Origin of the sequence: Ralstonia sp. NFACC01, assembly GCF_900115545.1 — a bacterium.
GTDB classification, from domain to species: Bacteria; Pseudomonadota; Gammaproteobacteria; order Burkholderiales; family Burkholderiaceae; genus Ralstonia; species Ralstonia mojiangensis.
This window is the reverse complement of sequence record NZ_FOWV01000003.1, coordinates 582,868-607,691: the sequence shown is the minus strand read 5'-3', so window position 1 is coordinate 607,691 and position 24,824 is coordinate 582,868. Positions and strand designations below refer to the sequence as shown.

The following is a 24,824-nucleotide window of genomic DNA, read 5'->3' as shown; positions in this document are numbered from 1 at the left end:
GAATCAGGCCGTAGAGCCTTAGAGCAAACAAGAAAGATTGAGCACGCCGCTACGGGAGCGGGGTGTGCAGGGGCAAGAGGCGGTGCGTGGCGCGCGCAACAGGGCACGCCAGATGTATCGACGGGCACCGCCGAAGGTGCGTACCACGCCGGGTGGAACAAGGCGCGGACGCGGACGGGAAATCCATGCGGCTGATCTCGATAGAACGAGACGGCAGCATCGACAAAACAAGAGGGTCCTATGGGGTTCAAGTGGTTCAACGCAGGTCGCCGTGCCGCAGAGGCAGGGGCGCCGGAGGTTGCAGTGGAGGGCGCGTCGGCGGCTTCCGTGCAGTTGGCGCAGTTGGACAATGCGCCCCATACGGATGAGGACAATCCCGCGGGCCCGCCCACGCAACTGGGCCGCTCGCCCATGGATGCCGTGGTCGGATGGATGGAGCGCGTGCCGTTTGCTGCGCAGCAGCGTGTCTTCACGATCGGCCTGGTGGTCGGTCTGCTGGCCCTGCTGATCTCGGTGTACCTGGATAACCGCCAGGCCAACAACGGGTCGGTGCAGATTGAAATTGCCGGTGACACGCTGATGCACTCGCAGCGTCTGGCCAAGGCGGTGCCGGTGGCGCTGCTGGGTAACACCAACGCGTTCGCCCAGCTCAAGGAAAGCCGCGCGCGTCTGCAGGAAAACCTCGATGCGCTGAAGAACGGCAACTCCGAACGCGGCGTGCGCGCCTCGGGCGGCGAGGCCGAAGCGCTGCTCGATAAGTCGATCGAAGAGTGGAAGCGCAGCGACAAGAGCGCGCAGGCCATTCTGGCGCAGGAAAAGACGCTGGTGGCAGTGGGTAAGACGCTGAACGTGTTCAACGCGTCGAACCCCGAACTGCTGGAAGAAGCCGAGCAGATCTCGTCGATGAAGCTGCAGACCAACGCGCCGGCCCGTGAAGTGGCCGCGTCGTCGCAGCTGGTGATGTTGACGCAGCGTCTGGGTAAGAACATGAACGAGTTCCTGGCCGGCGAAGGCGTGAACCCGGAAACGGCGTTCCTGCTCGGTAAGGACACGAACACCTTCCGCGAAACCTTGAACGGCCTGCTCAACGGCTCGGAAGCGCTGCGCCTGTCGGCCGCCACCGATGCTGAGACGAAGGGCTATCTGCAAGAGCTGTCGACCCGCTTCGACAATGTGCAGAAGACCACGCAGATCATTCTGGAAAACCTGCCGGGCCTGATTGCCGCAAAGCGCGCCCAGCAGCAGATCTTCAACGACAACGAAAAGCTGCGCGCCGACCTGTCGGACCTGCAGTCGGCCTATGCCGGCAGCGTGCGCAGCCGTCCGGTGACGCTCGGCGCGGTGGTGCTGTCGGCCATCCTGACCGTGGTCTGCCTGGCCGGCCTGGCCGCCCTGTACCTGCGCGATTCGCGCGTGCGTACGATGGAAGCAGAAGCGCGTCAGCGCGAAGCTGAAGAACGCCGGATGGTGGAAAAGCGCAACAACGATTCCACCCAGGCCGCAATTCTGCGTCTGATGAACGAGCTGCAGGACATTGCTGACGGTGACTTGACAAAGCAGGCCACCGTGTCGGAAGACATTACCGGCGCCATCGCCGACTCCGTGAACTACACCGTGGAAGAACTGCGCGAGCTGGTCGGCCGGGTGCAGCAGACGGCCGAGCAGGTGACGCAGGCATCGTCGGCGGTGCAGACCACGTCGGAAAGCCTGGTGGCCGCATCCGAAGAACAGTCGCGCCAGATTCGCCAGACCGGTCAGTCGGTGGTGGAGATGGCGGACCGCATTACGCAGGTCTCGCGCGGCGCTGCTGAATCGGCCAACGTTGCACGCGCCTCGCTGGCCGCTGCCGAGCAGGGTCAGCAAGCCGTGCAGAACGCCATCACGGGCATGAACGACATCCGTGACCAGATTCAGGAAACCTCGAAGCGGATCAAGCGCCTGGGCGAATCGTCGCAGGAGATTGGTGAAATCGTGGAGCTGATCTCGGACATTACCGAGCAGACCAACGTGCTGGCACTGAACGCAGCCATCCAGGCAGCATCGGCTGGTGAAGCCGGCCGCGGCTTCTCGGTGGTGGCAGAGGAAGTGCAGCGCCTGGCAGAACGTTCTGCCGAGGCAGCCAAGCAGATTGGCGCGCTGATCCGCACGATTCAGACCGACACGCAAGACGCGGTGCACGCCATGGAGCGCAGCACGGCGGGTGTGGTGGAAGGGGCGAAGCTGTCCGATAACGCCGGTGCCGCACTGGTGGAGATCGGCCGCGTGTCGCGCCAGCTTGCCGAACTGATTGAGAGCATTTCGCAGACGACGTCGCACGAAGCGACGCTGGCTTCGGACGTGGCGCAGAACATCGAACAGATCCTGCACATCACGGAGCAGACGTCGACGGGTACACGCCAGACCGCGCAGTCGGTGCGCCAGCTCACGCAGCTTGCTGAAGAACTGCGCGACTCGGTGGCGCGGTTCCGCATCGCCTGATTCGCGTAACGACGCCGTCACTGGATTTCGGGCGGGAGCGCCGAAGGGGTCACCCAGGCAACTGCGGCAACCGCCACCTGCTTTTTGGAAGCACACATGCGTCATCAATCTGCCGCCGAGCCCGCCCAGTCCCATCCTGCCTCGCTCGAGGTGGCTGGCGCCCCCGCGGTGCGCCCGAAGTCTGCCGTGCCGGTGCGTGACCTTTCCGCGCTAGCGTGGGTCGCGCCCAACATGCGCGCTGCGCTGGACGATGCCGTGCGCGAGTTCGGCGAATACGCAGCCGATGTCATCGTCAATCCGGAAGTCATCGGGGCGCGCGATACGACGTCGCTGCGCCTGGCCGGCCAGTATCTGCACCAGGCTGCCGGCGCACTGCTGATCGTCGGCCTGCGTGGTGTCGACGTGTATTGCCAGGCCGCCAAGCGCCTGCTCGAAGCCGTCGATGCTGGCACCGTAGCCGCCGACGCGCAGACGCTGGACGTGTTCTCGCGCGCCGTGCAAGCGCTGCAGGAATACGTGGTCGACCTGATGGCCGGCATGGCCGAAGAGCCGCTGCGCCTGTTCCAACCGTATCAAGCCGTGCTCGCCCGCCTGGGCGAAGAGCGCGTCCACCCGGCTGACCTGTGGGCCGATGAGCTGCGCCATCTGCCGGCCCTGCTGCTGCCCTCGCGCGATCTGCCGGGGCTGGCACGCCTGCGCCGCAAGTTCGAGCTCGCGTTGCTGACGGCGCTGCGGGCACCGGCATCCAACGCCGATGGTGCGCAGGTGGATCCGTCTGCAGCTGCTGCAGCCTACGCCCCGCTGGAAGACCTGCTGCATGGCATTCGCGCGCTAGAGCGCGAACCGCGCCGCGCCGGGGACGATCTGCAGCGCGATCTGTGGCTCGTGCTGGCCCTGACGTTTGGCGCCTTGCGTGCCGGTCTGGTGCCGGCCGACATGACCGCCAAGCGCCTGGCGGCACGCGTCAACCTGCTGCTGCGCCAGTACTCGCACAACAACGTCCACCTGCCGCAAGGCCTGCTGACCGACGCGCTGTATCTGTTGGCCGGCATGGCCTACAGCAACGCGCCCGCAGCGCCGGTGGGCGACGACACGCTCGGCCCGGACATCGTGGCCTGTGTGCAGGCCTTCGCGATTCCGCCCACGCACGCGCCCGCTGGTGCACTGCACACGCGCCAGTATTACGCGCTGCTGCCGGCGGACGCCAGCGACACGCTGCAACGCGTTGGCCGCTCGCTCGAAACGCTCAGCCAACAATCAGCGCCTGCAGCGGACGAACTTGACGCTGCACTGCAGACGCTCGCGCTGCATGCCGACGCGCTGGGGCAGCCGGCTCTGTCTGACTTATCGAACCGCCTGACCGAAGCTGCTGGACAGGACGTTGCCCCCACACTGCTGTTCCTTTCGCGCATGCTGGCCCGCCCGTGGGCGCTGCATGGCGAATCTGGCGACTTGCGCAGCGCGTGGTTTGCCGCCCGCTGCAGTGAACTGGCCGAACACGCCCGCGCCACGCAAGACGGCCACGCCGTACCGGCACCCGCATGGCTCACGCTGCTGGCCGAAGAAGCGGCGCAACGTCGCGCGCGCACCGAGCAGGTTCGCGCACTGCAAACGCTGCTGGCTTCTGCCGAAACGCACCTTGACGCTTTCGAGCGCGAGGGTGAAGAAAGCGGTGGGCTGCAAGAAGCTGCACGCCTGTTCGGCGAGATGCAGAGCACTTTTGCCGCACTGGACGCCTATGAGGCCGTCCACGCTACCGAAGCCGCTCAATCGACCATCAACGCGCTGCACGCTGCGGGCGAGGGTACTGCTGCCGATCGCGAACGTTACCTGGCTGCGCTGGCCGCCAACGTCAGCGGCCTGCAAGCCCTGCTGGACGCGCTGTCTGCCGGCACAGAACTGACCGGCGGCCAGGTCGACGAGATCGTCATCGAAGGCCAGTTGACGCCGACCGAGCGCGAAACCGCATGGCGCGAGTTCGCCTTCGATGCCGAATCCGGCATGCTGACCCGCCGCGAGCCGCAATCCGAAACGCTCGCCGGCGCAGGTGTGTCCAATGCCGATGCTGCATCGCCGCTGCAAGCGCTGCTCGATCGCCTGCTGGCCAAGCAACCGGTTGACCCGACCGACCCGCTGGCCGCCGAGTTGCGTGCCGCGCTGCAGGAAGCACGCGACGCCGCCGCCATCGACGACGATCCGGCTCGCCGGCGTCGCCTGGAAGAGGCGCTGGCCCAGTTCGACGCATGGCAGGTTGGCAGTGCCGGCGCGCTTGAGCGCATGCAGGCCGCATTGGCCGCTCCGGCTGCGGTGCCCGCCGCTGCCGCTGCACCTGCACTTGGTGCCGTGCGGGATACCCAATCCATTGATGCCGAGCTGCTCGACATCTTCCTGTCTGAAGCAGAAGAAGTGCTGGCCGGCGTGCGCGCCGATCTGCAGGGCCTGCAAGCCGCTGCTGATGTGGGCACGGGTGGCCTGGCTACCGGCTCCGACTTGGACCTGCTCACGCAGTTGCGTCGCGCGTTCCACACGCTCAAGGGCTCGGGCCGCATGGTCGGCCTCACGCGCTACGGCGAAGCTGCCTGGGCCATTGAGCAGGTCATGAACGTTTGGCTGGCGGAGAGCCGCGTGCCGACGCATGACCTGGCCGCGCTGCTGACACGTGCCGAGTCCGAGTTGTCGACGTGGGCCGCGGCCATTGCGCAATCGCCGCAAGCCGATCACCCCATTGAACCGTTGGTCGCCGCCGCCGAGCGTGTGCGTCATGGCGGTCCGTTCGTTTGGCTGGAGGCCGTGCCCGAAGCGCAGGCTGCTCCCGAACACGTTGAGCCGCAAACGCCCGAAGCACCGGCTGCGGAAGCCGCATCGCACGACGTCGACGCGGTGCAGCCGATGGAGCTGGCTGCGCCGGATGTGCCCCTTGCAGAAGCAGAAGAAGCCGTCGCGCTCACGTGGGATGACGAACCCCCGCTGCCCGAAGTCGAGGCGCCAATGCCCGAGGCCACCGCGCCGGCGGTGGAGCATGAGGCAATCGAGCCGGTTGCGGAGCACGTCGAAGAGGCTAATCAGCAAACGGCCGCTGAACCGGTTGCCGCTGAGGCCGATGCCAAGGTGATCCCGTTCCCGTTCGCGCAGACTGGCGAGCCGGAGGAAGCACCGCACGACGATGGCGTGAAGGAGATTGGTCCGGTCCGCATCAGCGTGGCGCTGTACAACGTCTACCTGCAGGAAGCCGATGACCTGATCCGCCGCCTGGGCGTGGATTTCTCGGAGTGGCGCCACGAAGGCCGCACGCCCCCGAGCGAGCTGGCGCTGCGCGCCGCACACACGCTGCAAGGCAGCTCCGCCGTGGTCGAACTCGAGCCCGTGCGCCAGTTGGCTGGGGCGCTGGAGCAGGTGCTGCTGAACCTGAACAGCCGGCCGGTGGCGATGCATCCGGGCGACTTCCGCCTGCTCGATCAATCCATCGAGCGCATGCGCGGCATGCTGCATCAATTTGCCGCCAGCCTCTGGCCAGACGCTGACGAGGCGATGCGCCGCAGCCTCGATGAGTTGTGCGAGCGCCTGCTCGTGCGTCCGCGCCTGCCGCTGGAGCCGGCGCCCGCCGCCTTTGCCGAAGCCGAACAGGCCGAGAACGAAACCGCTGGCTTGGCCGGCGAGCCAGGGTTTGAGCCGGCGGAGATCACGCCGACGTTCGTGCCGTCGCTGGTGCCTGTGCACGAGTCGCCGGTTGCCGAGCCGGCCGTGGGTGAGCTGGTCCGCCAGGCACCCGCCGACGCGCTTGATCCGGCGCTGCTGGAAATTTTCCTGGAGGAAGCGCACGTCGCGCTGCCCGAGCTGGGCCAGCACTTGCGTGCATGGGAAGCCGAGCCGCAGGACCGCAATGCCGCCGGCCTGCTGCTGCGTAACCTGCACACCGTCAAGGGCAGTGCGCGCATGGCCGGCGCCATGACGCTGGGTCAGGCAGCGCACGAAATGGAAAGCGCCATTGAAGGCGGCTTGCGCCAGAACCGCGTGGACGACGCACTGTTCCGCAAGCTCTACGTCTGGTTTGACCGCATTCAGGCGCACGTCGATGCGCTGGGCGCGGGCAATCTGCTGCCGCTCGATGCTGGCCTTGCCGATGCTACCGAGGCGCCGCAGACGGCAGCCGACGCGCAGACATCGTCCGGTGCATCGATGCTGCCGGCTGTTGCAGTATCGACGAACGTCGATCTGACCGGCGCGCGCAGCCCTGAAGCTGAAGCCCTCGAAGTGGCTGAACGCCAGCGTGCGATGGTGCGCGTGCAGGCGCGTGCGCTTGACTCGCTCATCAACGATGCGGGTGAAGTCGGTGCCGCGCGTGCGCGTCTGGAGTCGGAAGTCGATGCGCTCAAGACCTATCTGTCGGAACTGAACGACAACGTGGCGCGTTTGCGCTCGCAGGTTCGCGAGATCGAAATCCAGGCCGAGACGCAGATGGAGTCGCGCATTGCCGATGCGGCTGCACACGACGAATCGTTCGACCCGCTTGAGTTCGACCGATTCACGCGCTTGCAGGAACTCACGCGGATGATGGCCGAGTCCGTCAATGACGTGGCGACGGTGCAGCAGAACTTGTTCCGCGGTTTCGATCAGGCGTCGCTCGATCTGGAAACGCAGGCACGCCTCACGCGTGGCTTGCAGCGCAGCCTGATGCGTGCGCGCATGGTGCAGTTCGATACCGTGGCTGACCGCCTGTACCGCGTGGCTCGCCAGGCGGCGTCGGAAACCGGCAAGGAAGTCCGCCTGTTCATCAAGGGCGGTACGGTGGAACTGGATCGCAGCGTGCTGGACCGCATGGGCGGCCCGCTCGAACACATGATCCGCAACGCCGTCGCACACGGCATTGAATCCGCCGACGAGCGTCGCGCCAAGGGCAAGAATCCGGCGGGCGAGCTCACGCTGGAAGTGCAGCAGGAAGGCAACGAAGTCGTGCTGCATTTCGTGGACGACGGCGCCGGGTTGAACCTCGACCGCATTCGCGCCCGCGCACTGGAGCGCCAGCTTCTGGCGCCGGATGAGGAGGCCAGCGACGCGCGCCTCACCGAGATGATCTTCACGCCGGGCTTCTCCACGGCGGATCAGGTGTCCGAGCTGGCCGGCCGTGGCGTGGGCATGGACGTGGTGCGTGCTGAAACCGTTGCCCTGGGCGGCCGGATCTCGCTGCAGACGACGCCGGAAGTTGGCACGCGTTTCACCATCCACCTGCCGCTGACCACCGCCATTACGCAGGTGCTGCTGGTGCGTGTGAGCGAGCGCGTGTACGCGATTCCGTCGGGCATGATCGACCACGTGCAGCAACTGCGTCCGCAGGCGCTGGCCGAGGCGTACAACGCGGCTGCACTGCAATTGCCGACGGGCCCCGTGCCGTTCCACTACTTTGGCGCGCTGCTTGAAGAAGCGAAGTCCGTCACGGGCGGGCGCAAGTACTCGCCGGCCGTGGTGGTGCGCAACGGTGCCGAGCGCGCCGCCGTGCACGTCGACGAAGTGATCGGCAACCGCGAAGTGGTGGTCAAGCACATTGGCCCGCACCTCGCGCGTCTGGAAGGCATTGCCGGTGCAACGACGCTGGGCGACGGCGAGATTGTGCTGATCTACAACCCCGTGGTGCTCACGCAGCGCTTCGAGCGCGAAGCGGTTGCACGCAGCCTGTCAGACCCGGAAGCCACGGGCGCCGTGGCCGAGCTGCACCGCGACGGCAGCACCGACGCCGTGCCGGGCCTCGCCACACAGCCGATCGTCATGGTGGTCGACGATTCGCTGACCGTGCGTAAGGTCACGCAGCGTCTGCTCACGCGCTCCGGCTACCAGGCCGTGCTCGCACGCGACGGTGTGGACGCGCTGCGTCAGTTGCAGGAGATCACGCCCGACGCGATGCTCGTCGACATCGAAATGCCGCACATGGACGGCTTCGACCTTACGCGCAACGTGCGTGCGGACGAACGCATCGGCGCTACGCCGATCATCATGATCACCTCGCGTACGGCGGACAAACACCGCCGCTACGCCGCGGAGATCGGCGTGAATGTCTACCTGGGCAAGCCGTACAACGAAGAGGAGTTGCTGCAGCATCTGCGCAACCTCATCGGCGAGCGGGCGCCGGCGGCCAGCGCAGGCTGACGACACGCCTTGCAGAAACAACAACGGGCCGGTGTTCTACCGGCCCGTTGTCTTTGGTGCGTGGCGATTCTCAATCGTCGCTGATCTTGCTCAGTGCCGCCGCCTCGGCGCCCGATGTGCGATGCGCCTTGGTGACGGCATAGCGGTCGAGTGTCGCAGCACGCGCGGCCGCGTGGTCGACGATGGGCAAGGGATACGTCTCGCCCAACGCGACGCCTGCTTCCTTCAGCACGTTGGCCGGCGCCGTCCATGGCGCGTGAATATACTTGTCGGGCAGCTTCGCCAATTGCGGCAGGTACTTGCGGATGAAGCGGCCTTGCGGGTCGAACTTCTCCGATTGCGTGACGGGATTGAAGATGCGGAACCACGGCTGCGCGTCGCACCCACTGGACGCCGCCCACTGCCAGCCGCCGTTGTTGGCTGCGAAGTCGAAATCGTTGAGGACGTCGGCAAAATACTGCTCGCCGCGTCGCCAGTCGATGCCGAGGTCCTTGATGAGAAAGCTCGCCGCCACCATGCGCAGGCGGTTGTGCATGTAGCCGCTCTGGAAGATCTGCAGCATGGCTGCGTCCACGAGCGGGTAACCGGTGCGCGCAGCCTTCCACGCTTCGAAGCGCGCGTCGCCGGTGTCTCCGTCTACCCAGCGGATGCGATCGAATTCCGGATGGAACGCGGCGCCGTCGGCCAAGTCCGGGCGGTGATGCAGGATCATGAAATAGAAGTCGCGCCAGACCAACTCCGACAGCCACGTCGCCGCGCCCCGACTGCCGCGCAGCATGGCGGCATGCGCGCGCGCTGCGAGCGCGCGGATCGACACGGTGCCAAAGCGCAGGTGCGTTGACAGATAGCTGGGTCCGCGCACGGCGGGAAAGTCACGGCGCGCATGGTAGTCGTCCATGCGCTCTTCAAACTCGTCGAGCAAGGCCTGGCCGCCCGACATGCCAGTGGGCAGGGCGATCTCCGACAGATTGGTGCGTGCGAAGCCCATCGATTCCAACGCTGGCGTCGCGTGTGAAAGCGCCTGCGGCGGCTTGGCCAGCGCACCTAGGTAAGGCTCGGTCGGATACGCGCGCAAGTCGAACGGTGTCAACGCGGCCAACCAGGCATTCTTGTAAGGCGTGAAAACGCCATACGGTTTGCCTTGCCCGTTCAGGATTTCGTCGCGCTCAAAGATCACCTGATCCTTGAAGTCGAACCAGGCGCACGGCTGCTGGGCCAGCACTTTGCGCACCGCTTCATCGCGGGCCTGCGCGGAAGGTTCTTCGTCATGGTTGGCGAAAACGGCTTCGACGTTGAGCCGGCGCGCGATCTCGGGAATCGCCTGGCGCGGGTGATCATGCACGACGATCAGGTCGCCGCCGGCCTCGCGCAACACGCTGCGCAGTTCCTCGACGGACGCGCGGATGAACTCGATGCGGCGGTCGGCCTTGAGCCCGCGCGCAAGCAGCGCGTCGAGGATGTCGCGGTCGAATACGAACACGCAATAGACCTCGCGGCAGTGGCGCAGGGCATAATGCAGCGCCGCGTGGTCGAAGTGCCGCAGATCGCGCCGGAACCACACCAGGCCTCGCTGGAAGTGCGCTCCGATGTCGTAAGGCTGGCGGCTTGGGGCGGTGGAGGGCATCGGATGGAGTCGGTTGCTCTTTGGACTGGCCGAGCGTATCGCAAAATACGCGCCTTTTTGTCTTGTTCACGTTGTTGTCATGGCTGATTCTTCTCGTCTTCCGCTGTATCGCATCCTGCAATCACAGGGCTTCGGCACGCGCCGCTATTGCAAGGACCTCGTACTCGCGGGTTTGGTATTCATCAACGGCGTCGAAATGGAAAGCCCGGATGCGCTGGTCGATACCGCCGGCCTGGTGCTCGATGTCGACGGCGAGCGCTGGGCATACCACGCCCGAGCCTATTTGATGCTCAACAAGCCGGCCGGCGTGGAGTGCTCGCAAAAGCCGAAACACCATCCGAGCGTGTACACGCTGCTGCCGGTGCCGCTGCGCGAGCGGGCCGTGCAGTGTGTCGGGCGGCTCGACCAGGACACCACAGGACTGCTGCTGCTCACGGACGATGGCCAGTTCGTTCACACCATCACCAGCCCGCGCCACCAGGTGCCCAAGGTCTACGAGATCACCACCGCCGACCCCGTAACCGATGCGCAGATCGCCCAGTTGTGCGCCGGCGTGCTGCTGGCCGACGAGAATGAAAACGTTGCCGCCGCTTGGGCGGAGCGTGTCGACACGCACCACCTGCGTATGGCGCTCACGCAAGGCAAATACCACCAGGTGAAACGCATGGTGGCGGCTGCCGGTAACCACGTGGCCGGATTGCACCGCAGCGCCATCGGCGGGTTGTTGCTGGGCGACCTGGCACCGGGCGACTGGCGTTGGCTGGAAGCCGCTGATCTGGGGGCGTTGAACACCACGCCGCCACATGCAACCGGGCCGAGTGCCTGAGGCGCCACAATATGCCAGACCAAAAAACCTTGCGCCGAGGGCCGATTCCTCAAAATGAGAGGGGCAGCGCCCGGGGGCTTTTGGTAAACTCACCCCATGGCCTCGCCTGACGCACTTATCAATCTCACGAATCAGTTCCTGATCGCTATGCCCGGCATGGCGGATTCCACGTTTTCGGGCACGGTCGTGTACATGTGCGAGCACAACGAGCGCGGCGCGCTCGGGCTCGTGATCAACCGCCCCATCGACATCGACTTGGCGACACTGTTCGACAAGATCGATCTCAAGCTCGAAATCCACCCCCTCGCAGAACAATCCGTGTACTACGGCGGCCCGGTGCAGACTGAGCGCGGCTTTGTGCTGCACGACGCTACGGGCGCGTATTCGTCGTCGCTGGCGGTGCCGGGCGGGCTGGAAATGACCACCTCCAAGGATGTGCTGGAAGCCGTCGCCCAGGGCGGCGGCCCGCACCGCTTCATCCTCACCCTCGGGTATGCCGGCTGGAGCGCTGGTCAACTGGAAGACGAAATCAGCCGCAACGGCTGGCTGACTGTCCACGCCGATCCCGAGATCATCTTCAACGTGCCTGCTGAAGAGCGGTTTGCCGCGGCGCTGAACCTGCTGGGCATCAACCCCGCCATGCTGTCGGGCGAGGCCGGGCATGCCTGAGCCGGCGCGTCCGGCGACCCATTCCGTGCCCGCAGAAGGCACCTTGCTGGCATTCGATTACGGCGAAAAACGCATCGGCGTCGCGCTGGGTAATTCCATTACGCGCTCGGCGCGGGCGCTGGAAACCATTCCTAACCGCTCGGTCGATTTCCGTTTCGCGCAGATCACGCGGCTTGTGGGCGAATGGCGGCCAGTCGGCTTCGTGGTCGGTATGCCAGTTCACCCCGATGGGGAAGAGCAGCCGATGATCAAGCTCGCCAAGCGCTTCGGCAATCAATTGCACGGGCGCTATGGCCTGCCGGTTACCTGGGTGGACGAGCGCTATTCGTCAATCGCCGCGCAGGACGCTGGTGCCTCCGACGATGTGCTCGACGCAGAAGCCGCGTGCATCATCCTCCAACAGTTTTTCGACGAACACGCATGACATCGCAACAGATCGATGCCGAGGCGCTGTACCAGAGCCTCGTTGCACAACTGCGCACGCGGCTGGCCGACGGCCACACCTGGTCGGTGGCCGGCATTGTCAGCGGCGGCGCCTGGATTGCCAAGCGGCTGGCGCATGATCTTGGCCTGCCCGATTACGGCGTCGTCAACGTTGCGATGCACCGCGACGATTACGCCAAGAAAGGCCTGCACGCCAAGGCGCAACCGACCACGCTGCCATTCGACGTGAACGAGCGCCGCATCCTGCTGGTGGACGACGTGCTGGCCAGCGGTCGCACCATCCGCGCGGCCATCAATGAACTGTTCGACTACGGCCGTCCGGCTGCGGTCGAGTTAGCCGTGTTGGTCGACCGCGGTGAACGCCAGTTGCCCGTTGCCCCCGATTACATCGGTGAACGCATCACGCTGCCGCCCAACGAATCGCTCGTGCTGAGCGAAGCCGGCGAGGGCGCTTCGGCCCGCTTCACCTTTACGCGCGAGCTCAAAGGCGCTTGAGTTCGCCCGCTGCACCGCACCCGCTTTGACCTGACCTGTACTGACCTCGTCGCCTTTCGTTTCTCATGCCCAAGACTTTCGCCAACCCGCAGCTCACGAAAAACGGCGAGCTCAAGCACCTGCTGTCGATCGAGGGGCTGTCGCGCGACATCCTCACGCACGTGCTGGACACCGCGCAGCAGTTCGTCTCCGTGTCGGATTCCGACCGTGAGGTGAAGAAGGTGCCTCTGCTGCGTGGCAAGAGTGTGTTCAACCTGTTCTTCGAGAACTCCACGCGCACGCGTACCACGTTCGAGATCGCAGCCAAGCGGCTGTCGGCGGACGTGATCAACCTGAACATCAACGCGTCGTCCACCAGCAAGGGTGAGTCGCTGCTCGACACGATCAACAATCTGTCTGCGATGCAGGCGGACATGTTCGTCGTCCGCCACGCCAGTTCCGGTGCGCCGTACCTGATCGCGGAGCACGTCGCGCCGCATGTGCACGTCATCAACGCGGGCGATGGCCGTCATGCGCACCCGACGCAGGGGCTGCTCGACATGTACACCATCCGCCACTACAAGAAGGACTTCTCCAACCTGACGGTGGCGATCGTCGGCGACATCCTGCACTCGCGCGTGGCGCGTTCCGACATCCACGCTTTGACGACGCTGGGCTGCGCCGAAGTGCGCGCCATTGGCCCGCGTACGCTGCTGCCGGGCGGGCTGGAGCACATGGGTGTGCGCGTCTTCCACAACATGGAAGAAGGCCTGAAGGGCGTGGACGTGGTCATCATGCTGCGCCTGCAGAACGAGCGTATGAGCGGCGCGCTGTTGCCCTCGGCACAGGAATACTTCAAGGCCTACGGCCTCACGCAGGAGCGCCTGGCGCTGGCCAAGCCGGACGCCATCGTCATGCACCCCGGCCCGATGAACCGCGGCGTGGAAATCGATTCCGCCGTGGCCGACGGCGTGCAATCGGTGATCCTGAATCAGGTGACGTTCGGCATCGCCGTGCGCATGGCGGTCATGGGCATCGTGGCTGGCAACAACGACTGAGATCGATGAAAAACGATTCTGCCGGCCCGGCATCGACTTGCCGTACTTTTTGTACTGTCTGCGTCGGCGCCGAACCGCCAGAACCGCTTCGCTTCGTTTTGCATCCATCTCAAAAATATTGAAACGATGAAACTGCATATCAAAGGCGGCCGCCTGATCGATCCGGCCAACGGTATCGACGCACAACAGGATCTGTACATCGCGGCGAGCAAGGTGGTCGGTGTCGGCCACGCTCCGGCGGATTTCCATGCCAACAAGACCATCGACGCGACGGGCTTGGTTGTTTGCCCGGGCCTGATTGACCTATCAGCCCGCCTGCGCGAGCCGGGCTTCGAATACAAGGCCACGCTCGAATCGGAAATGGCGGCGGCCATGGCCGGCGGCGTGACCTCGCTGGTATGCCCGCCGGACACCGATCCTGTGCTGGACGAACCCGGCCTGGTCGAGATGCTCAAGTTCCGCGCGCGCAACCTGAATCAGGCGCACGTGTATCCGCTCGGTGCGCTCACTGTCGGTTTGAAGGGCGCGGTGCTGACGGAGATGGCCGAATTGACAGAGTCGGGCTGCGTTGGCTTCTCGCAGACCGATGCGCCGATGGCCGACACGCAAGTGCTGATGCGTGCGCTGCAATACGCGCAGACCTTTGGCTTCACAGTCTGGCTGCGCCCCGAAGACCCGTATCTGGGTAAGGGCGGCGTGGCCGCAAGCGGCCCGCTGGCTTCACGCCTGGGCCTCTCGGGTGTGCCTGTCATAGCCGAGACGGTGCGCCTGCATACCATTTTTGAGCTGATTCGCAGCACGGGCGCCCGTGTGCACCTGTGCCGCTTGTCATCGGCCGCGGGCATCGAGCTTGTGCGCCGTGCGAAAGCCGAAGGTTTGCCGGTCACATGCGACGTGAACGTCCACCATATCTCGCTGACCGACGTCGATATCGGTTACTTCAATTCGCAGATGCGTTTTGTGCCGCCGCTGCGCTCCGGGCGCGACCGCGACGGCATCGTGCGTGCGCTGGCCGATGGCACCATCGACGCGATCTGTTCCGACCACACGCCTGTGGATGACGACGAGAAGCTGCTGCCGTTTGCTGAGGCCACACCCGGCGCGACCGGCCTCGAAACCCTGCTGCCGCTCACGCTGCGCTGGGCCACCGAACACAAGGTCGAGCTGTCGAAGGCGCTGTCGCGCATCACCAGCGAGCCGGCTCGTGTGCTGGGCCTGCATGCAGGCTCGCTGGAAGTAGGGGCGATGGCCGATGTGTGCGTGTTCGATCCGGATGCGACCTGGAAACTTGAACCGCGCGCTCTGCGGAGCCAAGGCAAGAACTCGCCGTACCTGGGCTTCGAACTGGCTGGCCGCGTACGTGCCACGATGGTCGCTGGCCATCTTGCCTATGACGGGCATTGATCAGCGCGTGGCAAGCGCGCCCAGCGAGGTGAGCACGCCGCAGCGCAAGCATGTGCTGCGCAAGCTGCGGTTGCTCGTGCATCTGGCCGAAGGCCTTATCACGTGCGCGCTGCTGTTTTGGTGGGTCAAGCTTGAGACCAAGCAGAGGCTGATCCAGCGCTGGTCGCGCAAGTTGCTGGCGCTGTTCCGGGTCTCGCTCGTGGTGCATGGCGAGCAGGTCTCGGGCCAGGAACTGGCGGGTTCCATGCTGGTGTCCAACCATGTCTCGTGGATCGACATCTACGCGATCAACAGCTGGTACCCGCCGCGCTTCGTCGCCAAATCGGAGATTCGCGGCTGGCCGGTGATTGGCTGGTTATGCGCGCAGACGGGCGTGCTGTTTGTCGAGCGCGCCCGCAAGCGCGATGCGCATCGCATCATGCACGTCATTGCAGATGCGATGCGTTCGGGGGATGCCATTTGCGTGTTCCCCGAGGGCACGACGTCTGACGGGCTGCAACTGCTGCCGTTCCACGCCAACCTGTTTCAGGCGCCCGTCAGCGCTGGCGCACCCATCCGGCCGGTGGCGCTGCGCTATCGCATTGCCGGGACGGGTGAGTTGACGACCATTCCAGCGTATATCGGTGATCTGTCGATGATGGACACGATCAATGCCATGCTGAACGGGCCGCCGTTGGTGGTGGAAGTGCTCGTAGGCCCCGCCGTGGCTCCGGAGATGGATCGCCGTGCCCTGGCCGCACATAGCCACGACGCCGTTGCGACCCTGATCGCTCGCGCGGGCTAGGTCAAACGGTTATTTCTTTTTGTGCGCGAGCGGGTCTTGCGCCTGCTCGCAATCCACCTGGATCACGTCACGCCCCGCTGGGGCCAGCGATAACTTCGCCGCTGTCAGCTTCCCACCCCACACGCAGCCGGTATCCAAGCCCATCACATCGTCGCGCATCACCAGCCCACGGGTGGACCAATGCCCGAACACGATCGGCGTGCCTCGCGTGCGGCGGCCCGGCACGTCGAACCACGGCATGTGGCCATCCGGTGCGCCATCGGCGTCCGTCGTTTCGAACTCCATCGTGCCGTCGGGCTTGCAGAAGCGTAGGCGCGTCAAGGCGTTGATGGTCAGCCGTAGCCGATCCATGCCGACGAGATCGTCGCTCCACTTGTCCGGATGGTTGCCGAAGGCGTCGGCCAGGAAGGTCTTCCAATGTGCGCTGCGCAGCTCTCGCTCCACCGCGCCGGCCAACTCCAGTACATCGCCTGTCGTCCACTGAGGCAGGACGCCGGCGTGCACCATCAGGAAACTGTTTTCGAAAATGGCCAGCGGCTGGTGGCGTAGCCAGGTGATGAGCTGGTCGCTATCGGGCGCGGAGAGGATCTCGGCGATCGTGTCTCGCTTGCCGGGCTTGCGCACGCCTGCCGCTACGGCAAGCAGGTGGATGTCGTGGTTGCCGAGGACGGTGCGTGCGCGTCCTGATTCGCAAAGGCCGATGACTCGCCGCAACGTGGCCAGCGAGTCGGGGCCGCGGTTGATGAGGTCGCCGACGAAGCGGAGAGGGGCGTTGGTGGGGAGGGCGGCCAGCAAGGACTGGAGGGGGGAGCAGCAGCCTTGGAGGTCGCCGATGGCGTGGGGCGGGTTGGCTACTACTTTCATGTGCGGTCAGCCATGCAATGGGCGAGTATGAGACGTCGCGATCTCAAGTGTTACAACGCGCTACAAAAAGATCTGGCGCTTTGGCAGGGTATGTCCGGGGGTCGGATAGAATACGCGACTTCTTACTATTCATAACAAATCCGTCCGTTTCCACTCGGATGAAGGCCGGATTTAGCGCGTGCGAGTGTCCGCGGCAAGGAGGACTCAGCTTGTCCCACATTCTGGTCACCGGAGGTGCCGGCTTTATCGGCGGCAATTTCGTCCTCAACTGGCTAGCGAATCCAGGCGCTGACGGCATCGTCAACGTCGACAAGCTTACCTACGCAGGAAACCGCAAGATCCTGGACGCAGTTAAGCACGATCTGCGCCACATATTTTCGCAAACGGACATTTGCGATCGCACTGCCCTCGATTGTCTGTTTGCTCAGTACAAGCCTCGGGCGGTGGTCCACTTGGCAGCGGAAAGTCACGTGGATCGCTCCATCCACGGACCAGCCGAGTTTATTCAGACCAATATCGTCGGAACGTTCACCCTACTTGAGGCCGCGCGCGCCTACTGGGGAGCACTGGCCGGCGAAGCCAAGGCGGCGTTCCGCTTCCTCCACGTGTCCACCGACGAGGTATTCGGGTCTCTTGGCCCTACCGATCCGCAGGCCTCGGAGACCGCGCCCTATGCGCCTAATAGCCCATATTCGGCATCGAAGGCTGCATCGGACCATCTCGTACGCGCATATTTCCATACATACGGCTTACCCGTCTTGACGACCAACTGTTCGAACAACTACGGCCCGCATCATTTTCCTGAAAAGCTCATCCCCCTCATGATCGCGAACGCGCTGAGTGGAAAGCCGCTGCCCGTCTATGGCGATGGTCAGAATGTGCGCGACTGGCTATATGTGGATGACCACTGTACGGCGCTGCGTGAGGTGCTCGCCCGAGGGCGTTTGGGCGAGACGTACAACGTTGGCGGCTGGAATGAAAAAACAAATCTGGAAGTCGTGTATGCACTGTGCGATCTGCTTGATCAACTCCGGCCCAGGGCAGTCGGTTCTTACCGCGATCAGATCGCGTTTGTGAAGGACCGCCCGGGGCATGATCGACGTTATGCCATCGACGCTCGCAAGCTGGAACGCGAGCTCGGATGGAAACCTGCCGAGACGTTTGAGACCGGGCTGCTCAAGACGGTCCAGTGGTACCTGGATAACCAAACGTGGGCTCTGGACGCGATGTCCCCCAAGTTTGGGGATCAAGTGGTTAGCCAATATGCGGCGTAAACTGCGATCGCTCCCTAGTGTGCTCATTACAGGGTGCAATGGTCAGATCGGCTTCGAACTGCGACGCCGTTTGGCGCCAGTTGGTCGGGTCGTTGCACTGGACCGGGCCGCCTGCGATCTGTCTCAAACGGATGCAATACGCAAGGCGATGCGTACTTTTCGCCCGGACATAGTCGTGAACGCCGCTGGCTATACCGATGTAGATAAAGCAGAAGCAGACGCAGAACTAGCGTTTGCCATCAATAGTACCGCGGTGGGCGTGCTTGCTCAGGAGTGCGTTGCATTGCAATGCTTGCTGATTCATTACTCCACTGACTATGTATTCGACGGTAATAAGCAACTGCCTTACGTTGAAACCGATGTCGCTAACCCAGGATCAATATACGGAAAAAGCAAGCTGGCTGGCGAGGAGGCAATCGCTAGAAGCGAGGTGCGTGCGCTTACTTTACGTACCGGGTGGGTTGCTGGTGCACATGGTGATAATTTTGTTAAAAGAATTTTGAAGCAAGGTTGCTGTCAACAAACGTTGAGCGTAGTCGCCGACCGTTTCGGCACCCCCACCACTGCCCCACGGATTGCCAACGTCACAGCTGATCTTGTGAGAAAGTATTGTGAATTTGAAGATCAGCGGTCATTCCCGTTCGGGCTCTATCATCTGGCTGCTTCAGGGCAAACAGATTGGCACACCTATGCTGTAGAGATCCTCACTTGTGCGCGGGCTCGGGGCATTGCTTTGCGAGCACAGCCAGAGCAAGTTATAGCGGTTTCAGCGATGGAATATCCGCGCGTTGCACCGCGTCCCAGAAATTCCTGCCTAGACGCTACAAAGATCCAGCGAGTATTTGGTATTCAGTTGCCGGAGTGGAAAATCGATGTGCACGACGTACTCGATGAAGTCTTCCAACGTGTGAGAGACGAATGAAATTGACCGTGACGCCGACAGCTTTGTCAGAGCTACTGCTTCTCGAACCCACGGTATTCGAAGATGAGCGAGGTTATTTTTTCGAGAGTTTTAATACAAGAGAATTTAAAGAAGTTACAGGACTGTCGCGCGAATTTGTGCAGGATAATCAGTCCAGATCAGCCCGGAACGTTTTGCGAGGCTTGCATTACCAAACTGTAAAGCCGCAAGGAAAACTTGTGCGAGTTCTGCAGGGTGAAATATTCGATGTCGCGGTTGACGTTCGCGCGGCATCTGCCACATTCGGTAAATGGGTTGGAGTCAGGCTTTCGGCTGAGAATAGGAAGCAACTATGGTTGCCAGAGGGGTTTGCGCACGGCTTTATTGTCTTGTCGGAATATGCGGATGTCCTTTACAAATCAACAGAATATTATGAACCAGATTTACAAAGAAGTATTGCATGGAATGATCCGATGATCGGGATTGAATGGCCTTTGACTGGCGTTCCCATTCTTTCCGAAAAGGATCGTTTGGCAGTTTCTTTGTCTGCTACGGTATTCTGATCTATTCCTTGTAATTCGCTTTCTCCCTGAATTATCCAGTCACTATTCCCGCGGGCAAAGCTATGATTATTGCGAAGATTTTTTTGAGAACATTCTTAATTGAATTTGCCTGAATGTTGATTTTCGCATATCTACTATCGATTATCATCCTCGTCACGTGTGGTGTACGGCAATTCCGATGGCTATGGATTCCCGTTGCATTGCTGTGGATGGTGCTTTGCGCGTTTAGGCAAGGGGGAGTCGGCTCCGATTTGGGGCTATACATCCAAGTTTTCGATTATTTGGATATTGATAGTACGCTAGCTGCTGCGCGTGATGCGGCGTATGGCTGGGAGCCGGGGTATGTTTTATTAATGCTTTTCAGTAAACGACTCGGCATTAATGGTGCAACATATTTTCTTGCAATTATTACCGCTTTTAATTTTGTTGTTCTTCTGGTTTTCTTGATAAAAAATAGTAAAAATCCATCCATTGCATTTCTATATTATTTATCTAGTTATCTAATTTGGCAGCAGTTTGTTCTTGTTCGTCAATCAATCGCAATTTCCATGCTGTTGATTGGAGTGTTATGTTTGTTGTCGGAAAAGCGGTGGCGCGCGCTATTTTTTTTTCTGATCGGCTGCACATTTCATTTTTCTGCAATCGTTGTGCCGCTTTTTGTTTTGGCATATAGAGCGACACGTCGCATACCGACAAGTCATCTCGGCATTATATCATTCGGCATCTCAATTCCGGTGGTGGTGCTAGCTGGCCAAGTTCCATTAGGGGACGTATTTAGCTATTTGAATCAACTTCGTGACTACTCGAGTTACATAGATGGTGGAGCTAAGAATTTTCTCTCGTTTGCCGAGGCGGGTGTCTTGCTATTGCTTTTGCTAATGATTTCTCGGGGAAAGGTGTCGGAAGAAAGAAATGGATTTTTGACACCAGAAATGCATTCTGGCGTGTTTTTTGGTTTTTCCGTAGAGTTGCAAGCGCGTTTGCTTGCGCTGATTTTTCCAGTTTATGCAGTTGCGGCGAACTTTGAGGTTATCAACCGATTGCTGGAATACGATAGACTGGTCTACGCAATTGGTGTTTCAACGATTTTTGAGGCTTCGAGAGGACGGCGGGCGGCACTTATCGCTTGGGTAATTGTGATTATTTATTCGGCGGCACGATTTATGCGCTTCTATTTGACATTTGACCAGGGTGCTTTGCAGGATTTTGTTATGGGCTGGGGTTGACTGACCCAATAATCAATGAGCTTTCTTGGGCTGCGGTTCTGGCGGCGCGAAAGGATAATTTAAATATTTTTTCCGATGGTTAATATTAGTGTTGGCTTTATTGTTTCGTTTTTTGTTACGATGTTAATCGTAAGATATTCGCATTTTCACGCCAAATTTTCGGCGGACACTGATTTGAAAGGGGCACAGAAGTTCCATAGTAGAGCTGTACCGCGTATAGGTGGTCTTGGGCTTGCGATCGCAATGGTCGTCGGTGCATTAGCCCTAGAATTTTCTGCGGCTCCGCAATTTCACGAGTACGTGCTTCTGTTAATTGCCTCACTCCCAGCGTTTTTGGGGGGGCTTGTGGAGGACTTGACGAAGAATGTAAGCCCGAGAAGTCGTCTGATCGCAACCATGGCTTCCGCATTGCTTGCGATTTGGTTGCTCGATGCTCGCATTGTTCGGGTGGATATCTTTTACGTCGACAAATTGTTCTCTATTTATCTTGTTTCTTTGTTAATTACAGCAGTGGCGGTTGCGGGATTGGCGAATGCGGTAAATATAATTGACGGATTTAACGGATTGGCTGCCATTGTTGCGACAATGATGCTGCTGTCGATTTCTTATGTTGCATTTAGAAATAATGATGGATTTATCATGTCCGCCGCTCTTCTCTTGGCAGGCGGATTGCTGGGATTTTTTATCTGGAATTTTCCGGCGGGATTAATTTTCCTTGGTGATGGAGGAGCTTATCTTGTCGGGTTCGTGATTGCGGAACTGGCAGTTTTGCTTGTCAAGAGAAATCCGGGGGTTTCTGCTTGGTATCCGGTGCTGATGTTGATCTATCCACTTTTTGAGACGGTATTTTCAATTTATCGAAAGAAATTCTTACGCGGAATTTCTCCTGGTATCCCGGATGGAATTCACTTGCATATGCTTGTTTACAAGCGACTTATGCGTTGGGCTGTAGGTAGCAAAGAAGATCGCCATCGTCTGCGCCGTAATTCATTTACCTCGCCCTATCTCTGGCTCTTGAGCTTGCTTGCTGTGCTACCCGCCACGTTATTCTGGCGTAACCCCATCGCGTTGATTTTCTTTTCATTTGCGTTCGTCTTTACGTATGTGTGGTTATATTGGAGCATTGTTCGATTCCAGTCTCCCCGATGGATGATCGTGCGCAAGAAAAAATAAGAAGGCGCTCTGTACTATACGTACTCTGGTTCAAATCGAGCACCGCTGAGCATCAGTTAAGTCAGATGCCGACATGATCGAACGACAGTTTTCCGATTTTATGAACGAACTCATCTCCAATAGAATTCATTGGATGCGATGTGTGGGCTGTATTGCTGTCATTGCCTTGCATTCAGCAATTATCGACAACCTAGTCAAGCCGAGTTGGTGGTCTTCGAACGTTTATGGTGGTATTACTCGCTTTGCGGTGCCGATCTTCTTTATGATCTCAGGCTGCCTTCTGATTAACAAGAATTATAATTTTGATGGGTTTATTAAGCGCAGGTTGATGCGAGTTTTGCCAGCTATTGTATTTTGGAATATTATTTATTACTTATGGAAGGCGCATGGGAGAGGATCGTTTTTCGATTTCCTGATCACATCGCTCATGGGGCCGCAATATTACCATCTATGGTATATGTACGCTCTTTTCGGTACATATTTGGCGCTTGTTGTCATTATTCCTTTTTACAATAACTCAGGGGAGAAAGAGAAATTCTTCTTTGTTGGGCTATGGTCGATTTGCTATGGGGTAGCTCCGATTGTTCTGAGCTTGTTAAAAATCGCGTCACCAGTTATTGAGACTTATAGCCTTTCTCTCTTCGCTGAGCCAGTGGGTTGGCTGGTGCTTGGTGCGGTAATTCGTGACGCCGTTTTATCCAAAAAGTGCCGGCCTAATGCGTACATCGCGTTCATCGCATCACTGAGTTGTTTAATCGCTATTTTATTTCTTACCGAGTTATATACATATCGAACGGCCGACATGCTTCCGCCAAATTTTGTTACGGAGATATTTAGAACGCCGCAATCGATTTTCACCATTGCCTACGCGGTATGCGTCTTCTTGTTTTTCCTCGGGTTCAAAATGGAGGTGCATCATCGCATTGAAAAATTGATTGGCATTGTTTCGGAGTGCTCGCTGGGAATTTATTGCGCTCATGCGCTTGTGATGACTGAGGTTCTTGGCAGGTTGAAGTATGTCAAGGTGTCTTCTTGGCTTATTATCCCGAGTGTCACAGTGCTGACATTCCTCATCTGTCTGGGCATTGTCTATCCTGCGAGGAAGATAAGGCTGACGCGATACGTTCTCTAAGCTGGAACATTCGAAAATGGCGTCGCTCGGCCTCATGCTTTTTCGTACGCAGACAAGCGCTCGAGGTATTGCGTTTGGAGCCTGCTGTGTTTCGGCGTGGATGCCGCCCCGTGAAGTGGTTCGGAGGGGAGTTTAATTTGGCGTGGGACGGCAGAAGAGGCTTCCGGAAGGGCGAGGCATTGAGTCTCTGGCAGAGGCCGATGCCGGCAGTGTAGCGAGTCAGCGAGGATCACTCACGTTAGAGAGAAAATCGACGGTGATTTCGGAGATGGAGGTCAACCCAAGCGTAGTCTGCTAAGTCCGACGGTGCGCTGACGGCGGAATCATTGGAGCCGACACTGCCCCGCGCGGAAGCGTTGACGGTGGAACCCCATCCTGGCTGATGCATCTACTGGGCGCGCCCAACCGTGTACCTCTGCCGGACCATACAGGCCAACGCAAGCGCTATCATCGCGGCATGTCCCGGCTGCAAATAGGCAGTGATACTCGTGCATTGAGTTAGCCATCGCGTGGACAGCTGTCGCCTGACCGGTATTCAGCAGCAGCGGTCACCCGATCCCTCCAAGGCCAAACCGAGCTGGCCCTGATATTTGGAGCCGGCCAACTACTGTCTTGAGGCAGCTACCGGTTCACCAGTTGACCATCCAAGATGGACTACTCTAGGCGTCGCGTCGCGAGGCGACGCATCTTAGAAATACTTTGTATGTCTGTTCCGCCATGGCAGATATTTCGAACAGCTCTTCATAGCGACGTCGAGCCGCGCTGCCGAGAGCTTGCCTAAGTGGGGGGGCAGAAGATAAAGTGCGAAAGGCGTCTGCGAGTGCACTCGGATTGAGGTGGTTTACTAGCCAGCCCGACTCGCCGTGTACAAGCTGCTCGCGAATGCCTGGTAAGTCACTTGCAATAATCGGCAACCCTGCGCGCATGGCCTCCAAAATGGAAATTGGTAGACCTTCGTGATCCGATAGCAATACAAAGAGTTGTGCGCTCGCCAGCAAGGTCGGAATGTTGTCAACATTGCCCGCAAATTGAACCCTGGGCGCTACCTTAGCCTCTTCGGCCTGCCGGGAAAGAGATTCGCGCTGGGGGCCATCACCCGCGAGCACTACGTGAGCTGCGGTTGGAAAGTCCGCTGTAGCTACGGCTTGGATTAGCAAGTCTGGCCTTTTGGGCGCGGCAAGTCTCGCTGTCATGACCACTCTCGTAACAGGCGCGTCGGGGTGGCTGCGTTGATGGACGTCCTCTACACCATTACGGATTACGTTGACTCGAGAGCGTTGAATTGGCAACGTACGAGCCATGCGAGCCTCCTCATCGGACACGCAGATCATCTGGGCTGTCAGCGGCGCTAATGCATACTCCGCCAGCTTGGCTGCCCAGCGCTGCTTCCATGGCGCTGCTTTCTTAAAACCAAATCCGTGAACTGTGTAGATAACCGGGATCTTGAGCCACAAGCCAGCCAAGCGCGCGACCGCACCTCCTTTAGCGCTATGGGCGTGAATAAAATCGACTGAACTACCCTGCAAAGCTGTGATCACATTCTTTACCGCTTTTAGCATGTGGATTGGTGAAAGCGAATTGTTCAGCGACTCGATTTGAATTGTTTGTGCCCCGAGTGCCTTCATTTGGTCGAAGAGCGGCCCGCTGCCGCCGGCCACGAGTATTCCCTCGACGCGGTTTCGTAGGCGAGCATAAAGGTCGCGAACGTGACTTTGTGCTCCGCCTATCTCACTTTCAGTGATAATAAAGGCGACTTTTATGCGCTTACAATTCTGATGCATTACGTTGAGTA

At 60.3% G+C, this 24,824-nt stretch carries 18 protein-coding genes; 15 read left to right on the top strand and 3 right to left on the bottom strand.

Going from position 1 to position 24,824, the window contains the following annotated elements; all coding sequences use genetic code 11:
• Window positions 1–240: 240 nt before the first annotated feature.
• Both BM136_RS10815 and BM136_RS10810 read left to right on the top strand, forming a co-directional pair.
• Window positions 241–2,478, top strand: a complete 2,238-nt coding sequence (locus tag BM136_RS10815; protein WP_092971821.1) for a methyl-accepting chemotaxis protein — start codon at window positions 241–243, stop codon at window positions 2,476–2,478.
• 96 nt (window positions 2,479–2,574) lie between these two features.
• A complete protein-coding gene (locus tag BM136_RS10810) occupies window positions 2,575–8,616 on the top strand; it encodes an Hpt domain-containing protein (protein ID WP_092971820.1) in 6,042 nt (2,013 codons plus the stop codon).
• 70 nt (window positions 8,617–8,686) lie between these two features.
• Here the strand turns inward: BM136_RS10810 and BM136_RS10805 are convergent, their stop codons facing one another.
• Entirely contained in the window at window positions 8,687–10,240 is a 1,554-nt protein-coding gene (locus BM136_RS10805; protein ID WP_092971819.1) for a cryptochrome/photolyase family protein, read from the bottom strand.
• A gap of 79 nt (window positions 10,241–10,319) precedes the next feature.
• Between BM136_RS10805 and BM136_RS10800 the strand changes: the two genes are divergently transcribed.
• From BM136_RS10800 to BM136_RS10770, 7 genes are all read left to right on the top strand, one after another.
• Entirely contained in the window at window positions 10,320–11,066 is a 747-nt protein-coding gene (locus tag BM136_RS10800; RefSeq protein WP_092971818.1) for a pseudouridine synthase, read from the top strand.
• 96 nt (window positions 11,067–11,162) lie between these two features.
• A complete protein-coding gene (locus tag BM136_RS10795) occupies window positions 11,163–11,735 on the top strand; it encodes a YqgE/AlgH family protein (RefSeq protein ID WP_024976421.1) in 573 nt (190 codons plus the stop codon).
• Window positions 11,728–12,159, top strand: coding sequence for a Holliday junction resolvase RuvX (ruvX, locus tag BM136_RS10790; RefSeq protein WP_092971817.1), 432 nt, complete (start codon window positions 11,728–11,730; stop codon window positions 12,157–12,159). Before BM136_RS10795 ends, ruvX begins: the two co-directional genes overlap by 8 nt.
• Window positions 12,156–12,674 carry a bifunctional pyr operon transcriptional regulator/uracil phosphoribosyltransferase PyrR gene (pyrR, locus tag BM136_RS10785; RefSeq protein ID WP_092971816.1) on the top strand — a complete coding sequence of 173 codons (519 nt, stop codon included), beginning with the start codon at window positions 12,156–12,158 and terminating at the stop codon, window positions 12,672–12,674. Before ruvX ends, pyrR begins: the two co-directional genes overlap by 4 nt.
• A 65-nt stretch (window positions 12,675–12,739) precedes the next feature.
• Complete coding sequence (locus BM136_RS10780; RefSeq protein ID WP_065856972.1) at window positions 12,740–13,711, top strand: aspartate carbamoyltransferase catalytic subunit; 972 nt, start codon at window positions 12,740–12,742, stop codon at window positions 13,709–13,711.
• Window positions 13,712–13,837: 126 nt separating this feature from the next.
• Entirely contained in the window at window positions 13,838–15,115 is a 1,278-nt protein-coding gene (locus BM136_RS10775; protein ID WP_092971815.1) for a dihydroorotase, read from the top strand.
• On the top strand, window positions 15,102–15,899 hold the full coding sequence (locus tag BM136_RS10770; protein WP_092971814.1) for a lysophospholipid acyltransferase family protein: 798 nt from the start codon (window positions 15,102–15,104) through the stop codon (window positions 15,897–15,899). Before BM136_RS10775 ends, BM136_RS10770 begins: the two co-directional genes overlap by 14 nt.
• A gap of 9 nt (window positions 15,900–15,908) precedes the next feature.
• Here the strand turns inward: BM136_RS10770 and BM136_RS10765 are convergent, their stop codons facing one another.
• The gene (locus tag BM136_RS10765; protein ID WP_092971813.1) at window positions 15,909–16,763 is read right to left on the bottom strand and encodes a symmetrical bis(5'-nucleosyl)-tetraphosphatase; all 855 of its coding nucleotides are present in this window, start codon (window positions 16,761–16,763) and stop codon (window positions 15,909–15,911) included.
• A gap of 209 nt (window positions 16,764–16,972) precedes the next feature.
• Between BM136_RS10765 and rfbB the strand changes: the two genes are divergently transcribed.
• From rfbB to BM136_RS10735, 6 genes are all read left to right on the top strand, one after another.
• Window positions 16,973–18,037 (top strand): dTDP-glucose 4,6-dehydratase, encoded by a 1,065-nt coding sequence (gene rfbB, locus BM136_RS10760; RefSeq protein ID WP_092971812.1) that lies wholly within the window; start codon window positions 16,973–16,975, stop codon window positions 18,035–18,037.
• The gene (gene rfbD, locus BM136_RS10755) at window positions 18,027–18,959 is read left to right on the top strand and encodes a dTDP-4-dehydrorhamnose reductase (protein WP_092971811.1); all 933 of its coding nucleotides are present in this window, start codon (window positions 18,027–18,029) and stop codon (window positions 18,957–18,959) included. The genes rfbB and rfbD overlap by 11 nt, the downstream gene beginning before the upstream one ends.
• Window positions 18,956–19,501: a dTDP-4-dehydrorhamnose 3,5-epimerase gene (gene rfbC, locus BM136_RS10750; RefSeq protein ID WP_092971810.1), complete on the top strand. Its 546-nt coding sequence runs from the start codon at window positions 18,956–18,958 to the stop codon at window positions 19,499–19,501. Before rfbD ends, rfbC begins: the two co-directional genes overlap by 4 nt.
• A gap of 113 nt (window positions 19,502–19,614) precedes the next feature.
• Window positions 19,615–20,727, top strand: coding sequence for an EpsG family protein (locus BM136_RS10745; RefSeq protein ID WP_092971809.1), 1,113 nt, complete (start codon window positions 19,615–19,617; stop codon window positions 20,725–20,727).
• Between the two features lie 75 nt (window positions 20,728–20,802).
• Window positions 20,803–21,900 carry an MraY family glycosyltransferase gene (locus tag BM136_RS10740; protein WP_092971808.1) on the top strand — a complete coding sequence of 366 codons (1,098 nt, stop codon included), beginning with the start codon at window positions 20,803–20,805 and terminating at the stop codon, window positions 21,898–21,900.
• A gap of 73 nt (window positions 21,901–21,973) precedes the next feature.
• Complete coding sequence (locus tag BM136_RS10735) at window positions 21,974–23,032, top strand: acyltransferase (protein WP_092971807.1); 1,059 nt, start codon at window positions 21,974–21,976, stop codon at window positions 23,030–23,032.
• Between the two features lie 659 nt (window positions 23,033–23,691).
• Here BM136_RS10735 and BM136_RS10730 read toward each other — a convergent pair.
• Window positions 23,692–24,813, bottom strand: coding sequence for a glycosyltransferase family 4 protein (locus BM136_RS10730; protein WP_092971806.1), 1,122 nt, complete (start codon window positions 24,811–24,813; stop codon window positions 23,692–23,694).
• Window positions 24,814–24,824 lie beyond the last annotated feature (11 nt).